Below are 14,923 nucleotides of genomic sequence, written 5' to 3' on the forward strand. Positions count from 1 at the left end.
TCGCCACGTTCGCGGGACAGGCGTCCGCGTCCACCTTGTGGTGAGTGGGTGGACGCCGACCTCCGGACGGCGTGAGGGCGGCGGAGTGGATCTGCGTCTATCTGCGAAATCTGCGGTGCCACACTCCGCTGCCGAGGGCGCTCAGAAGTTGGCGCTGGTTTCGAGCTGGGCGCCGGGAGCGAGTTCGATTTCGCCGAGGGTGGTGCATTCGATCTGGTCGTTCTTCCAGATGGAGACCTTCACGGGTGCGGTGGCGGCGTCGGTTTCCCAGCGCCATTTCCCAATCGAAACAAATTGCAGGGGCGTGCCTTCCTCGCGGCTGAGGCCGGGGCCGTCGCCGCGGATGAACAAGCGGTTGCCGATGCCGATGTAGGCGGTGACCGTGAGTCGCGTCAGGCCGTCTGACGAGAGCGAAGGTTCGGGTGGTGGCTCGTCGTCAAATGGCGCGGCTTCGCCGGAAACTTCGTCGGTGTCGGTCTCGTCTGCGACCGCCGTGACTTCGCTGGAGGCTGTTTCGGGTTCGGCCTCAAGCTCCGGCGCGGAGTCTGATGGCTCCTCCTCATCCTCAGGTTCCTCCGTCGGTTCTGCAGCAGTCGGTTCCGGCGGCGCCGCCGCATCCATCGAATCGAAGAGGGAGGGCTCGACGGCTTTGGGGGCGGTCTTGCGCGGCTTCTTCTTGGGCTTGGGCGGTGCTTCCGCCTTTGTTTCCGGTTCCGGCTCCGGCGTAGGTTCCGGCGCGGCCGCGGTCTCTTCGGCTGGTGGTTCCGCAGCCGTTTCCGGATCCGGTTCGGTGGACGCTGGCGCGGCCGGTTCTGGCTCCGGCGTGGGTTCCGGTTCCGGCTCAGGTTCGGGCTCGGGTTTGAGTTCCGGTTCGGGCGCCGACGCCAGTGCCGGTGTCGGTGCGGGAGTTGGAGCGGGCACGGGCGCGACTTTGAGTGCGGCCACTTGCGAATCCAGTTCGCCCAAGCGCGCGCTCAAGCGGGATTCCAAGTCGCCGATCTGTTCGCTCAGTTTTTCCAGGAGCTGGGTGGTGGATTCGGTCGAGCCGGACTGTTCTTCGCGGAGCTGGTCGAAGTCGTTGCGCAGGGCTTCAACCGCGGTGGCGTGCTGGTGGTTCTCCTTGGATTTGGCGGACTGGCGGGCGGCTTCAATCTTGGCCGGGAGTTCCTCCAATGAATGCAGGTTGCGCTTGGTGACCTCGGCGATCTCGTGCAGGCCGTTGGCGGCGATGCTGGCTTGGTCGGCGGCGGCGGAGGTGGTGCGCGTGAGGGCTTCGAGCGCGCCTTGGCGCTCAATCAGCTGCTGCTCCTGCTTCCGTGCGTAGGTGATCAGAAACGGGGCCAGAAAACAGGTCACGCCGAGCCCGGCGCAGGCAATGATTGCCACCACTTGGGCGGTGGTCGGGGTTTCACCGAGCCGGTAGAGCAGGGTGGTCGCGACGCCGAGTAGAATCACGTCGCCGATGATGAAGGGAATTTTGGGGAGCTTCGGGGCGTCGTCGGGGAGTTCCATGTGACGGAGCGAAAGCGAAACGGAAAACCGGTCGCACGGGAACGCTGAATTTTTGCGAAGTGACCAATGGGCGGACCTTTGGGTTGCGCGGCGGGGCGGGGGCACGCAGCTTTTGCCCAGCGACATGAACTTCCCTCACTTCGTGCGCATCGAACAGGAAGCCACCGACGGCTCGACGCAGTATTTTGTGGTCCACACGCATGACCCGAAGATGGCCGTGCGCTTCGCGGCCGAGACGGTGAATGGACGAGTGAAACCGGGCACGATTCAACACATGTCGGTGCCAAATTCGTGGGCGGGGCAATATTCCCAATACGCCAAACTCCTCTCGAAAGCGGAAGCGTTCTTTCGCGAGTCGTTGCTCAGCGAAGACGAGCGCATGGTGCGCAACCGACTGCAGCGGTAGGGCGGCGTCGGCGAGCGCGCCTTGGCTTTCAGTGCAGCGTCCGCCAAGTGCGGCCGAGCAGAGAGATGAGAATGCCGATGCGAATGGCGCCCTCAAAGGTGAGGATCACCAAGATCCACTTCAGGCCGGCGTTCCGGCGCAACGCGTAGCCAATCAGCGAGACTCCGATGAGGATGCACATGTGCACACGCGAGAAAGGGAAGTAGAGCATACCGCCCATCCACAACCAGTAGATGACGAGCATGAACACCCACCAACCCGCCACCCGGTTCGACGGGCCGTCGAGCCGGGGGTCGGTGCCGCGTTTGATCTGTTTCACGCCGACGTGACGTTCGCTCACCACGAGTTGCGCCAGCTCGAAGACCAGGAAAAACGGGGCGGCAAAGACAGCGGACGGAACGGAAAACATGGGTGACTCAGAGGAAACGGGAAAACTCCGCCGCGCAAACGAGGAAATGGCTGGGAGCTGGAGACTGGGAGCTGGTGGGCTGGTTGCTGGGAACAGGGAGGCAGGGATGGTTTTTGACCGCGGATGACGCAGATGGGCGCGGATAGCTGAGAGGCAGGGCTGGATTTTGAACCACTGAGGTCACAGATGGGCGCAGATCCGAGGGGCAACGAAGTCGCGCTCGGGGATCGCCGCGTTCGCGGGACAGGCGTCGGCGGCCACCTTGTGTTGAGTGGGTGGACGCCGACCTCCGGACGGCGTGAGGGCGGCGGAGTGGATCTGCGGCTATCTGCGCCATCTGCGGTCAAACCTCGCTTGGTCGGTGGTTGGTTTTAACCGCAGATCAAGCAGATGAGCGCGGATAGCGGAGAGGCAACGCGGGTATTGGGGCCGCGGATGAGGCAGATGTTGAGAGGCACCGTGGGTTATTAACCACTGAGGTCACAGATGGGCACAGATCCGAGGGGCAACGAAGTCGCGGTCGGGGATCGCCGCGTTCGCGGGACAGGCGTCGGCGTTGACCTTGTGGTGAGTTGGTGGACGCCGACCTCCGGACGGCGTGAGGGCGGCGGAGTGGATCTGTGGCTATCTGCTTGATCTGCGGTCAAACCTCGCTTGGTCGGCGGTTGGTTTTAACCGCAGATGGCGCCGATGCGGTGAGGCCCTCCTCCGCTAGAGGGGGCGGTGGTTCTCCGGCGGTTCCTTTGTGCGATGCGCGTGCGATCGTTGCATTTATGGCGTTGCGGCGGACGGGGCGGGTTTCGCAACGTGGTCGGCCAATGTCCCAGCTTTCACCGACTGATCTGATGGCTGCCTTCCGCGATGCGGGCCAAGGGCAGGTCTTCGCCTTTTACGACGCCCTCGACGCCAACGCGCAGGAAACCTTGCTGGCTGAGGCGGCCGAAATCGACTTGGCCGAGGTCGCGCGTCTCAAGCGGGAGCTGATCGACAGCGATCACGGAGCGGGCGTGGATCTGAGTGATCTGACTCCGGCGCCTTACGAAAAGCGTCCGGAGCAAGGCGGTGACGCCGCAGCTTGGGACAAGGCCCTGGCGGCGGGGGAACAGGCGTTGCGCGCCGGCCGAGTGGCGGCCTTCACGGTTGCGGGCGGGCAGGGAACCCGGCTCGGTTACGATGGACCCAAGGGCACCTTTCCGGTCACGCCGGTGCTCGAGAAAACCCTCTTTCAGGTCTTTGCCGAAAAGATTGGGGCCGCCGGAAAACGCTACGGCGTGGTGATTCCGTGGCTGATCATGACCAGCCATCAGAATCACGAGGCGACCGAGTCGTTTTTGCGGGAGCACGCCTTCTTCGGCCTCGCTCCGGAGCAGGTGCGCTTCTTCCGCCAAGGCCGCATGCCGGCGGTGGACATGAACGGGAAGATCATGCTCGCCAGCCAAGGCAGCATCGCGATGTCCCCGGATGGTCACGGGGGCTCGCTGCGGGCCCTCGATCGCAGTGGCGCGCTCGATTTTTTGGCGGCGCGGGGCATCGACATCATCAGTTACTTCCAAGTGGACAATCCCCTCATCCGGGTCATCGACCCGGCCTTCATTGGCTGGCACGTGCTGCGGGGCTCGGAGATGTCGAGCAAGATGGTGCCGAAGGCTTACGCCGGCGAAAAGGTCGGCCATTTCTGCGAGCAGCGCGGCAAGACGGTGGTGGTGGAGTATTCCGATTTGCCGAGCGAGATGCAGGAAGAGACCGACGCGAACGGTGAGCTGCGTTACCTGGCCGGCAGCATCGCGATTCATGTGCTCGACCGCGAGTTTGTGCGCCGTCTTGCCCAAGGTGGCGAAGGGGTCGCGTTGCCGTTTCATCGCGCCAACAAAAAGATCCCCACGGTGGACGAAAGTGGTGCGCCGGTGAAACCCGACGCGCCGAACGGCATCAAGTTCGAGATGTTTGTCTTCGATGCGCTGCCTTTCGCGAAAAATCCGGTCATCATCGAAACACGGCGGGAGGACGATTTTTCCCCGGTCAAGAATGCCGAGGGCGTCGACAGCCCGGCGACCAGCCGGGCCGATCAATTGCGCCAGTTTGCGCGCTGGGCCAATGCCCACGGCGCCGCGCTTGCGGTCGACGACACGGGTTTGCCGGCGGTCACATTCGAAGTCGCCCCGTCCTTCGGTTACGACGAAGCCTCGTTCGCCGCGTCCTGGGCGGCCGCCGATCCCACACCGCAGATCGAGGCCGGGACGGTGCTGGCGTAGAATCTTAACCGCAGATTTCGCTGATGGGCGCAGATACGGAGAGGCAATGAATGCGGTAGAATGTGACTTCCCGCAGGGCGAATTGAGTCACCGGATCATTGGCGCTGCGATGAAGGTTCTGAATACACTTAAACCGGGACTGGATGAGAAGCTCTACGAGAACGCTTTGGTGATCGAGCTGCGGAAAGCTGGTTTGGATGTGGAGCAGCAGCAGAGCTTCCCCGTCTACTACGAGAGGGAGCTCATTGGACGGCTCGTTCCTGATCTTATCGTCGGCGGAAAGGTCATCGTGGATCCGAAGGTTGCAGAATCGTTCTCCGAAACGCATGTTGCCCAAATGCTGGGCTACCTGGCTGTGACTGGCTTGGACCTGGCCCTTCTCCTCAACTTCAAACACGCCAAGCTTCAGGTGAAGCGTGTCGCCAAAAGCACTTCCTAAAATCTGCGTTCATCTGCGTAATCAGCGGTTCAACTTCATTTCATGAGCACCCTCGAATCCATCAAAGCGGCCGGTGAGGCCGGACAATTGCTTCCTTCCACGGTCGAGAATCTTTCGACCTGGCTTCAGGCCGGTTTGCCGGCGTGGGTGAACCAGAGTGTCGACGAACTGGTGGGGCAGCAGGCCTGGGACGAACTCAATGACCGCTTCTACCGCGACCTTGCCTTCGGCACCGGCGGCATGCGCGGACGCACCATTGGGCGAATTGTGACTTCCGTCGAAGAGGGCACGCTCGGTCCGCAGGGCACGCCCGAGCATGCGGCGGCGGGCTGCAACATCCTCAACGACTTCACCCTGGTGCGGGCGACCGTGGGGCTCTTCCGCTACGTGAGCGGTTTTCTCCAGGAGTCCGATCGTCCCGAGGTGCCGACCATCGTGATCGCGCATGACGTTCGTCACTTTTCGCGTCACTTCTGCGAACTGGCGGCCTCGACCTGGATCCAACTCGGCGGCAATGCGTTCATCTTTGATGGTCCGCGCTCGACGCCCCAACTCAGCTTCAGCGTGCGTTGGCTCGGTGCCCACTGCGGCGTCGTGATCACGGCCTCGCACAATCCGCCGCACGACAACGGCTTCAAAGCCTACTTCGAGGACGGTGCCCAGGTGGTCGCGCCGCACGACAAGGGCATCGTTTCGCAAGTGGGTCAGGTGCCGTTGACGGAGCTGTCCCAGTTCCTCGAGGTGTCGCCCGATCGGGTCATCACTTTGGGCCGGGTGGCCGACGACGCCTACCTCGCGGCGGCGTCCCAGGCTGCGATCGACACCGAGGTCTTCAAGCAGACCAAACTCTCCATCGGTTTCACCAACATCCACGGCGTCGGCGGCGTGGCCTCCGTGCCCCTGTTGGCGCACGCTGGCTGCGACGTCCACGAGGTGCCGGAACAGGCGGGTTTTGATTCCCGTTTCCCCACCGTGAAATCGCCCAATCCGGAAAACGCCGAAGCCCTCGCGTTGGCGGTGAAGATGGCGGAGGAAAAGAACCTCGACGTCATCGTGGCGACGGACCCCGACTGCGATCGCATGGGCTGCGCCGTGCGCGGCAACGACGGCAAGATGCACCTGCTGACCGGCAACCAGATCGGTGCCTTGTTGGCTGACTACCGCATCGGCAAATACAAGGAGCTCGGCTGGATTCCGGCTGAAGGCTCGGGAAAGGTCGCACTCGTGAAGACCTTCGTCACCTCGCCGCTGCAGGACGCGATCGGCAAGGGCCACGGCGTGAAGGTCATCAACACGCTCACCGGTTTTAAGTGGATTGCCTCCAAGATGCGCGGCTACGAGGAGCAGTTGAAGGCAGCGTTGCTCAAGCAAGGCATCGGCCTCGACTACGACGCCACGCCGTTCGCTTCCCGGGCGAAACTGCTGCAGGAGCATTCGACCTTTTATGCCTTCGGTTCCGAGGAGAGCTACGGCTACCTGCCCAACGACTACGTGCGCGACAAGGACGGCAACGCCGCCTGCCTCATGTTCGCCGAACTTTGCGCCGCCGCCAAGGCCAAGGGGGAGTCGATCCTCGATCGACTCGATGCCTTGTATCAGCAGCACGGTTACTTCACCGAAGGCACCATCAACCTCTATTACGAGGGCGCCACCGGTGCGCAAAAGATCAAGCGGATCCTCGATACCTACCGTTCGAATCCGCCGGAAGCGTTCGGCGACGTGAAGGTGACGAAGTTCGAAGACTTCGGCGTGCAGGATATCAGCGACGCTGACGGCGAGCTCATCCCGAAGCAGGACCTCTATTTCGTGACGCTCAGCAACGGCTACTCGTTCGCCGCCCGCGGTAGCGGCACCGAGCCGAAGATGAAGTTCTACGTTTTCGCGCAGGCGCCGGTCGGCGAGGGCTCCGATCTCGCAACCGCCAAGGCGGCCGTGGCCGAGGAGCTGGGCAAGGTGAAGGCCGCGATCGAAGCCGACGCCAAGGCCCGCGCCGAAGGTTGAGCGCCACCGGGGTCACCGACCCCGGCTACAGCGTTCACACGAACCGGGGTCACCGACCCGGGCTACAGCGGAGTCCGGACTGTAGCCGGGCTCGGTGAGCCCGGTTTGCTCGCGTAGTCCGCCACCCGCAAGACCGTGTCCGCGTGCAGCCGCGCGGTTTTGACGCGGTCGCGATTGTAGCCGCCGCCGTAGAGCACGGCGGTCGGCACGTGGTGCTGGGTGACGAGGTCGAGCACGTGGTGATCCCGCGCCGCGAAATGTTCGTCGTGCAGGCGCATTTGGCCGAAGCGGTCGTCCACGTGCAGGTCGGCGCCCGCGATCCAAAAGACAAAGTCCGGGGCAAAGTCCTCGAACGCGGGACGCAGCGTCGCCTCGAGTTGGTCCAGGTAGTCGGCGCCGGTTACGTAGCGCGGCAGGGGCACGTCGAGGTCCCCGGGGGTTTTTTCGGCCGGATAGTTCTTCCCCACGTGGTTGGAGTAGGTGAAGACGTTGGGATCACGTGCGAAAAGGCCGTGCGTGCCGTTGCCTTGGTGGGCGTCGGTATCGATCACGAAGATACGCCACTCCGGCCGATGCGCCTGCAGCTCTCGGATCGCGATCGCGACGTCGTTGAGCACGCAGTAACCCAGGCCACGATCGGCAAAGGCGTGGTGGGTGCCACCGGCGAGGTTGCAGGCCAGACCGTCCTGCATCGCTGCAGCCGTGCCAGCCAGGGTGCCGCCGACCTCAAGCGCGGAGCGGGCCAGCAGGGCCGGGCTGGCGGGGAGACCGAGTCGCACAGCCGCCGCCTTGTCGAGGGTGTTGGCACGGATCGACTGGAGATACTCCGCCGTGTGGATGCGGTGCAATTGCTCTGCGCTCGCGGGGGCGTGCGATTCGATGACGACGCGCGGGTGGGCGGCTTCGCGCAACATCGCTTCCGCGCGCCAGAACTTGTCCATCGGAAAGGGATGCTCGGGAGGCAGCGGGAAAACGTAGTCAGGGTGGTAAAAGCAGCGCATGCGAACGGTTCGCGGAAAACGTGATGTATGGCCGCAGGAAGGCGCAAAAGACGCAAAAGGTAAGCCGGTTCGCAAAATTTGGCCACGTTCAGGCGGGACTTGCGAATGGGTTTGAGCAGATTTCGCTGCGAGCGTGGAAGAGGCGATCTGGACGGAACTGGCGAAGCTCAAACCTGGCACCACGATGTGTCCGGGCATGCTGGCGCGGCGGCTGGGCACGACCTTGTCGAAACTACGGCCGACCTATCGGACCATGGCGGAGCGCGGCGAACTTTGCGTCACCCAGCGCGGCGAACCTGCTGATCTCGCGACCTTGCGGGGACCGTTTCGGATCACGCTGTCGGCAAAGCCCAGGTCCGAGTGAGGCGCACGACCTGCGTGGCGCTCAAACAGGCCAAGCCCGTGGCAACGGCGAAGCCGGTCAGCATGGCGCTGTAACTGACGCCGAACTCCAGCAGCAGACCGGCGAGGGCCGGACCGGCGGCGGAGGAAAACACCGCCAGCGAGCCGGTGAGGCCTTTGATGGTGCCGAGTTGTGCGGGACCGTAGAGTTCGGCCCAGATGGCGGTGAGCACATTGCCGGAGGAACCGGCGGTGAGTCCGGTGAGCACGAAGAACCCTACGCCCATGGCCGGATGCTGTCCCCACGCCAGGAGAAGGAACCCGAGCGTGACCGGCAACGCGACCCACGGCGCGAGCCGGATGGCGCCCAGCCGGTCGATGCGATGACCGGAGGTCAGCGAGGTGCCGGCACGGAAGATCGCAAACAGCGTGAACAGCGAAGCCATGAAGGTGGTGCTCCAGCCCTTGCTGACGGCGATGGGGGCCTGGTAGAGGAACGCGGCCGTCACCAACATGGGGAGAAGCACCTGAATGGGCAGCATCCACCAGAAGCGTGGATCCCGTCCCATGAGTTTGAACGCGTCGACCAATTGGCGGCGCGTTGAACGTCTGGGGCCGGCCTGGAAGTCGGCGGCGACAAAGGTTTCAAACCGCGCGCGGGCGATCAGTCGGGTCGACGCCCACGGCAAGGCGGTGAGATAAAAGACGCCGATGGCGATCCACAGCAGCCGCCAGTCGATCCAAATGAGTAGGGCGGCGGCCAAGGGGGGCAACACGGCCTCGCCGAGCGGGTAGCCCAAGGAGGTCAGTCCGAGAGCGAGTCCGCGCCGGCGTTCGAAGCCCTTGGCCATCGTGGTGTTCGCGATGTGGGTGACGAGACCGGGGCCGCACAAGCGCAGGCCAACGACCGCCAGGAACAGAATCGCCGGGTGCACCGTGGCGGCCATGACCAGGGCGGCGAGACCGAGTCCGAGGAATACCCGCCGGGTGTAGGGCGCGAGCGGGGTGGTGTCATAGGAGGCCGCGGCAAAAGGAAGCATAAGCGCCCCGACGAGAGTGCCGGCGGCGTAGACGGTGCCGAACTGCCCCTCGGTCAGCGGCAGCGCCGCGACCAGCGAAGGCACGAACATCGAGATGAAGAAGGTTTGGCCGACGCTGGTGAACAGCGTGGTGCCGAAACCGAAGGCGGCTTCGACCGGCTGCTCGCGGATGAAGCGCAGATAGCCCATCGCTCAGGCCTTTTGCGGCGTGTCGAGGATGAGGGTCACCGGGCCGTCGTTGCAGAGGTCTACCGCCATCATGGCGCCGAATTCGCCGCCAGGCACCGGGCGGCCGCCGAGGGCGGCGGAGAGTTGCTGGCGGAACGCTTCGTAAAGCGGCTCGGCCTGCGCGGGCGGCGCGGCGTCGTTGAAGGACGGGCGCGTGCCCTTGCGCACGCGGGCGTGCAGGGTGAATTGACTGACCACCAGCGCCTCGCCGCCGGTATCGAGGAGCGAGCGGTTCATGTTGCCGCCCTCATCGGGAAAGATGCGCAGTTTGGCGATCTTGTCGGCCAGCCACTGGCCGTCGGTCTTGGTATCCGGATGTGTGATACCCAGCAGGATCAACACGCCGGGGCCGATCTCGCCGACCACGCGCTTGTCGACGGTGACCTTGGCCTGGGTGACGCGTTGAACGACGGCGCGCATGCCCTCAGAGTGAGCGCACCAGCACCTTGGCGTTGCGGCCGCTGGCCTCGTAGGTCTTCAGGCGGTCGGCGGGCAGGGCGGTCTTTTCGGCCTCGGTGAAACCGCAGGTGTTGGTGAAAAAGCCGGGGTTCTGGGTGGAGAGGGCCAGCAGTTGGGACGCGCCGTGCTCCTTGGCGCGGAGGGCGGCGAACTCCACCATCTTGCGCCCGACGCCCCGCTTGTGGTGGAAGGGCATGACGTAGAGGGAGCCGAGCTCGGCGATCTCCGGGCGGTCCGGGTAGAACTGCAGGGTCACGCAGGCGATGATGTTTTCGTCGACTTCGAAGACGTAGAATTGGTCGATGTTTTTCTCGATCGCCTGCTGGGTGCGATGAAGCAGTTCCTCGCGCTTCACCGCACTGCGGGTGAGGCTGTGGATGAAACGCACGTCGCTGCGGGTGGCCTTGCGGATCTGTTGATAGTCGTTGCCGTAAACGAGGGTGCCGACGCCCTCGCTGGAAAAGATTTCGTTGAGCAAGCCGTCGTAGATGCGGCCGTCGACGAGGTGGACACGCGGGATGCCGCTCTCAATGGCCTTCACCGCATGCACCGCCTTGGAGCGGGCGGCGGCGGCGATCGAATCGGGGGAAGTTTCGAGGGTCTTGGAGAGGGTTTCGACTGAGATGTCGCGGCGGAGCTCGTCGTTGATGAGCAGACCGTCCTGATTGCTCAGGTAGATGACCTTGGTCGCGTCGAGGGCCTCGGCGATTTCGATGGCGAGCAGGTCGGAGTTGATCCGCAGGGTGTGGCCGTTGGGCGCGAAACCGATGGGCTGAATGATCGGAATGATGTCGGCCGCGATGAGGTGGTGCAGGGTATCCTTGTCGATGCGGTCGACTCGGCCGGTGAACTGTTGGTCGACGCCTTTGAGGATGCCCACGGGCAGGGCGCGAATGGCGTTGGTGATGGCGCACTTCAGGCCGTTTTGGGTGAGGCCTTCGAGCACCAGGTGCGACACGCGGGAGGAGGCGCGGACGGCGAGATCCAGGGTGGCCTTGTCGGTCACGCCGGTGCCGTCGGCGTTGGTGATGGCGATGGCCCGCGACTCGGAGAGTTCCTTGAGCTGCACCGAAATGCCATGCACCAGCACGACCTTGATCGTGAGGCTGCGCAGGACGGCGATGTCGACCAGCAGGTTGGACAGGTTGTCATCGGCGATGACCGCACCGTCGAGGGCGACGACGAAGATCTGATCCCGGAACCGCGGAATGTATTTCAGGATGCCGCGCAGATCGGTCGGTTTGATCATCGTGTCGGCGGCGGAATTGGCGGTCGGGGAGGACATGTTGGGAAACGCTGAAAAACTGAAACGCGGAAAAGCAGAAAGGGGGACTACGGTCAGCGGACCTCGAAGGTCCAGCGCCGCGATTCGCGAGCACCAATGAGGGTGCCGTGGTAGGTGCCGGCGGCGAAGGTCTGCGGGGGCACCGTCAGGCGAATGCGGGCAGTGAGGTCGCGGGCCTGCAGTTCGCCGGGTAAGGCGTCGTAGCCAACGATGAACACCGCCTCGGTGCCACGCAGGTAAAGGGTGGAGGCGGCGGGGCGTTCGTCGTGATCCGGTTGCTCAGCGGTCAGCAGGAGCGTGTAAGGCGCGCCGGCGAGCTGGGCGGCGGGGGCGGTCACGGTCTGAAAGGCGGACGGCACGGGAGGCTTGTCGATCAAGACATCAGCCAGCAGGGGCGGCAGGCCACCGGCGATGGCCTGGGTTTCGGCCGGGGTGCCGGAGCCGGCGGCGGGTTCGACGAGGCGTTCGAGTTGCAGGTCGACGCGGCGGAAACCGGCGTCGAGCAGGCGCAGCACCTGAGCGCGGTCCTTGTTATCCTGATACGGCTCGTAGGCCTTGCCGTCTTTGCGATACGCCAGGGTGAGCCAGGTGTAGGGCACGAGGCAGGCCACGATGGCGAGCACGACCCACTTCATGGGCCAGGGCTTGCGATTAAACTGTGGCGGCGGCGTAGGCATGGAGGGCGGATCAAAAATCACATTGCCCCGCGCTGAAAGCGGAAACTCGCCGGGCCGCCGGGCGGCCGCTGAATTGAAGGGGAACGTTGAAGTGGACGCGGGGGCGGCAGGCAGGCGGCGGTAGGGCCGGTGCTTGCGCGGGGCTTAGATCGCGTCGTCGCGGATGGTGTCGATCGCGCGAATGAGTTCGCGGGAGGTGAAGGGTTTTTGCAGGAAACCGCTGGGGCGAACATCGCTGAACTGGTCGGCCGCCTCTTGTTCGGTGTAGCCACTGATGAGCAGCACGGGCAGGTCGGGCTGGAGCGCTCGCAAGCGATGGAACACATCGCGGCCGCTGAGGCCGGGCACCGTGAGATCGAGCACGGCGAGGTCAAATTTGCTGGGGTCAAATTCCGCGGCCGCTTGTGCGCCGTCCTGGTAGGCGGTGACCTGGGCCCCGGCTTGGACGAGGACGCGACTGACCAGCTTGTAGACGGTGGGTTCATCTTCGACCAGGAAGAGGCGCAGGCCTTGCATGGGCGGTAGCGCCGAGGGGGGCAGGGCGGTGTCGAGGCGGTGATCCAAGTCGCCTTCGGCCGCGGGCAGCAGCAATTCGAAGGTGGTGCCCGCACCGGGCTTTGAGTCGACGAGCAGTGCTCCCTGGTGGCTGCGCACGATGCCGAGCACGGCCGACAGACCGAGGCCGCGCCCGGTGAACTTGGTGGTGAAGAAGGGCTCAAAAATGCGCCGCAGGGTGTCGGTATCCATGCCGTGGCCGTGGTCTTCGACCACAAAAGAAACGTAGGGACCGGACCGCAGGTCGGGGTGCCCGACGCCCTGGCTGAGGGTGGCTGCATCCACCTGCCGACTGGAGGTCGTCACGAAGACGGGACCGCCTTCGGGGGGCTGCGCCTCGGCGGCGTTGATGACCAGGTTCATGATGATCTGCCGGAGTTGCGAGGGGTCAACGTCCACGGGCGGGAGGTCGCTGGCGAGGCAGAGGTTCAGGACCGCCTTGGAACCGATCGACGATTTCACCAAAGGCACCAGCTCCTCGACGGCCTTGCTGAGGTCGAGACGCTCGATGACAAATTTGCCCCGGCCGGAGTAGGCGAGCATTTGGCGACAGAGTTCGGCGGCGCGGCGGGCGGCGGTCTCGATCTCGCGGGCGGATTCACTGATGTCGTTTTCCGGCGGCAACCCGTGGGCAATGAGGGAGGCGTTGCCGAGCATGCCGGTGAGCAGGTTGTTGAAATCGTGGGCAATGCCGCCGGCGAGCACGCCGAGGCTTTCGAGCTTCTGGGTTTCCGCCAGCTGGGCCTCGACGCGTTTGAAGGTGGTCACATCGGTGGCGATACCGCCGACCCCAAACACTTCGCCATTCTCGCGCCGCACGGGGAATTTGACCGTGTAGTAGTGGCGCTCCTCGCCGCCGATGTCGTATTTTCCGTCGATGAGGATGTGGGAATCGGACCGCAGCGCGCGTTCGTCGGCCGCCCGCATCTCGGCCGCGACCTCGGCGGGATAAAAGAGGTCATCCGTTGCGCCGAGCACGGTGTCGAGGGGACGGTTGTAGATCTGTTCCAGCTCGCGGTTGGCGAGGATGTAGCGGCCGGTGAGGTCCTTGATCCAGATGGCGTTGGGGCTGTGGTCGAGGATGGCCTGCAGCTCGCCTTGTTGGGTGAGCAAGGCCTGGGTGCGCTCGGCCACCAATTGGTTGACCCAGCGGGAGCGGCGAAAAAAGCCGAGCAACAAGAAGGCGGCCAGCAGCGTCGTCGTAAAGCCGCCGCCGATGATGAGTTCCGACTGGTGGTTGCCGAGGCTACTGATCCACTCCGGTCGGGCCTGCGCGACGAAGAGCCATTCGCGGCCGCCGATGGAAATCACCTGTTGTTCAAAACGAGGCGGTGGGGCCCCGGGAGTAACCGGCGGGTGTTCGAAGCGGGTGTTGCCGCCGCGTCGGTCCGTGGAGAGAAGCAAAACCGGATTTTCCGCGGAGTCGGTTTGGTCGAAGTAGCGGTAGATCGCGTGTTCGCGATTCTCCGGCAAGACGGAGGGTTCGAAGATGCCGCTGGCCCGAAATACCCCCTGCACGAAGCCGCGCAATGGGGTTTCGCCCTCACCGGGCCAGAATACCGGCAGAATGAAGATGATGCCGAGCTCCTCGTTCTCGGCGGTGGATTGGGCGAGCCGAAAGGGGGCGGTCACGACCATATCCCGGGTTTCGATCGCGCGATCCTGGAAGACGGCGGTCGGGGCGGTTTGCACATCGTAGCCGAGCACGATGGCGTTGGATTCAAGCGGGGTGGCGAAGCGGATGACGCGGTAGTTGTCCCGTGGTTCGGCATTGCGAAAACCGTCGGCCTCGGTCCGCCATTTAAATTCGATGGGATATCCGTAGTCGGCACGCATTTGTCGTTCCACCGCCGGCCGGTCGGCGGCCTCGACCTGCTGCACCCACTGCAGGGACTGGAAGCCCTCGTAAGCGGCGAGGATCTCGAAGCACATGCCTTCGAAGGCCTCGCGCGAGAGATCGGGTTGGTAGGCGATGCCCCGGCGCAGGCCCTTGAGGATTTCGGCGAGCAAGCGCACGCGCTCGTTGTTCGCGGCGGTTTGATAGCTGGTGAGGCTGCGGAAACTCTCGTTGATGCGGGCGTTTTCGGCGCGGCGGGCGCGCTGAGCAAACCAGGCACTGAGGCCCAGTCCCAGCGCCACCACGGTCGCGATCACGATGCGCGACTGCAGGGTGCTGAGGCCGAGTCGCAGCGAAGCACGTCGAGGTCCGGGCGCGGGCGCAGCAGGGTTCATCGGGTAGGCAAGGCGTTTTCCTACTCGGCCGACGCAAGCAGCATGCCGCCGCGGCGAACCGAGGCGGAAGCGACGAAAAGGTCTT

At 64.3% G+C, this 14,923-nt stretch carries 13 protein-coding genes; 5 read left to right on the forward strand and 8 right to left on the reverse strand.

Annotated features, from left to right (window positions below):
• Positions 1–141: 141 nt before the first annotated feature.
• Positions 142–1,512, reverse strand: a complete 1,371-nt coding sequence (locus AC0MRV_RS17860) for a hypothetical protein (RefSeq protein ID WP_472765869.1) — start codon at positions 1,510–1,512, stop codon at positions 142–144.
• Positions 1,513–1,636: 124 nt separating this feature from the next.
• Between AC0MRV_RS17860 and AC0MRV_RS17865 the strand changes: the two genes are divergently transcribed.
• Entirely contained in the window at positions 1,637–1,918 is a 282-nt protein-coding gene (locus tag AC0MRV_RS17865) for a hypothetical protein (RefSeq protein WP_472765870.1), read from the forward strand.
• A 28-nt stretch (positions 1,919–1,946) separates the two neighbouring features.
• Here the strand turns inward: AC0MRV_RS17865 and AC0MRV_RS17870 are convergent, their stop codons facing one another.
• Positions 1,947–2,327 carry a hypothetical protein gene (locus tag AC0MRV_RS17870; protein ID WP_472765871.1) on the reverse strand — a complete coding sequence of 127 codons (381 nt, stop codon included), beginning with the start codon at positions 2,325–2,327 and terminating at the stop codon, positions 1,947–1,949.
• An 845-nt stretch (positions 2,328–3,172) separates the two neighbouring features.
• Here AC0MRV_RS17870 and AC0MRV_RS17875 point away from each other — a divergent pair.
• The 3 genes from AC0MRV_RS17875 to AC0MRV_RS17885 are packed head-to-tail and all read left to right on the forward strand — an operon-like array spanning position 3,173 to position 7,019.
• Positions 3,173–4,579 carry a UTP--glucose-1-phosphate uridylyltransferase gene (locus AC0MRV_RS17875; RefSeq protein ID WP_472765872.1) on the forward strand — a complete coding sequence of 469 codons (1,407 nt, stop codon included), beginning with the start codon at positions 3,173–3,175 and terminating at the stop codon, positions 4,577–4,579.
• Between the two features lie 46 nt (positions 4,580–4,625).
• Positions 4,626–5,018: a GxxExxY protein gene (locus tag AC0MRV_RS17880; protein WP_472765873.1), complete on the forward strand. Its 393-nt coding sequence runs from the start codon at positions 4,626–4,628 to the stop codon at positions 5,016–5,018.
• Between the two features lie 42 nt (positions 5,019–5,060).
• Positions 5,061–7,019, forward strand: coding sequence for a phospho-sugar mutase (locus AC0MRV_RS17885; RefSeq protein ID WP_472765874.1), 1,959 nt, complete (start codon positions 5,061–5,063; stop codon positions 7,017–7,019).
• 62 nt (positions 7,020–7,081) lie between these two features.
• Here AC0MRV_RS17885 and AC0MRV_RS17890 read toward each other — a convergent pair whose 3' ends face one another.
• A complete protein-coding gene (locus AC0MRV_RS17890) occupies positions 7,082–8,020 on the reverse strand; it encodes a histone deacetylase family protein (RefSeq protein ID WP_472765875.1) in 939 nt (312 codons plus the stop codon).
• A gap of 133 nt (positions 8,021–8,153) precedes the next feature.
• Between AC0MRV_RS17890 and AC0MRV_RS17895 the strand changes: the two genes are divergently transcribed.
• On the forward strand, positions 8,154–8,384 hold the full coding sequence (locus tag AC0MRV_RS17895; RefSeq protein WP_472765876.1) for a DUF3253 domain-containing protein: 231 nt from the start codon (positions 8,154–8,156) through the stop codon (positions 8,382–8,384).
• Here AC0MRV_RS17895 and AC0MRV_RS17900 read toward each other — a convergent pair.
• From AC0MRV_RS17900 to AC0MRV_RS17920, 5 genes are all read right to left on the reverse strand, one after another.
• Positions 8,353–9,591 (reverse strand): MFS transporter, encoded by a 1,239-nt coding sequence (locus tag AC0MRV_RS17900; RefSeq protein ID WP_472765877.1) that lies wholly within the window; start codon positions 9,589–9,591, stop codon positions 8,353–8,355. The two genes, AC0MRV_RS17895 and AC0MRV_RS17900, sit on opposite strands and share 32 nt — an antisense overlap.
• A 3-nt stretch (positions 9,592–9,594) precedes the next feature.
• The gene (gene dtd, locus AC0MRV_RS17905) at positions 9,595–10,050 is read right to left on the reverse strand and encodes a D-aminoacyl-tRNA deacylase (RefSeq protein ID WP_472765878.1); all 456 of its coding nucleotides are present in this window, start codon (positions 10,048–10,050) and stop codon (positions 9,595–9,597) included.
• A 4-nt stretch (positions 10,051–10,054) separates the two neighbouring features.
• Complete coding sequence (gene argA / locus AC0MRV_RS17910; RefSeq protein ID WP_472765879.1) at positions 10,055–11,374, reverse strand: amino-acid N-acetyltransferase; 1,320 nt, start codon at positions 11,372–11,374, stop codon at positions 10,055–10,057.
• 53 nt (positions 11,375–11,427) lie between these two features.
• Entirely contained in the window at positions 11,428–12,051 is a 624-nt protein-coding gene (locus tag AC0MRV_RS17915; protein ID WP_472765880.1) for a hypothetical protein, read from the reverse strand.
• 144 nt (positions 12,052–12,195) lie between these two features.
• The gene (locus AC0MRV_RS17920) at positions 12,196–14,838 is read right to left on the reverse strand and encodes a CHASE domain-containing protein (protein WP_472765881.1); all 2,643 of its coding nucleotides are present in this window, start codon (positions 14,836–14,838) and stop codon (positions 12,196–12,198) included.
• Positions 14,839–14,923: the final 85 nt, after the last annotated feature.

Source organism: Actomonas spartinae (assembly GCF_051209155.1).
Lineage (GTDB): Bacteria > Verrucomicrobiota > Verrucomicrobiia > Opitutales > Opitutaceae > Actomonas.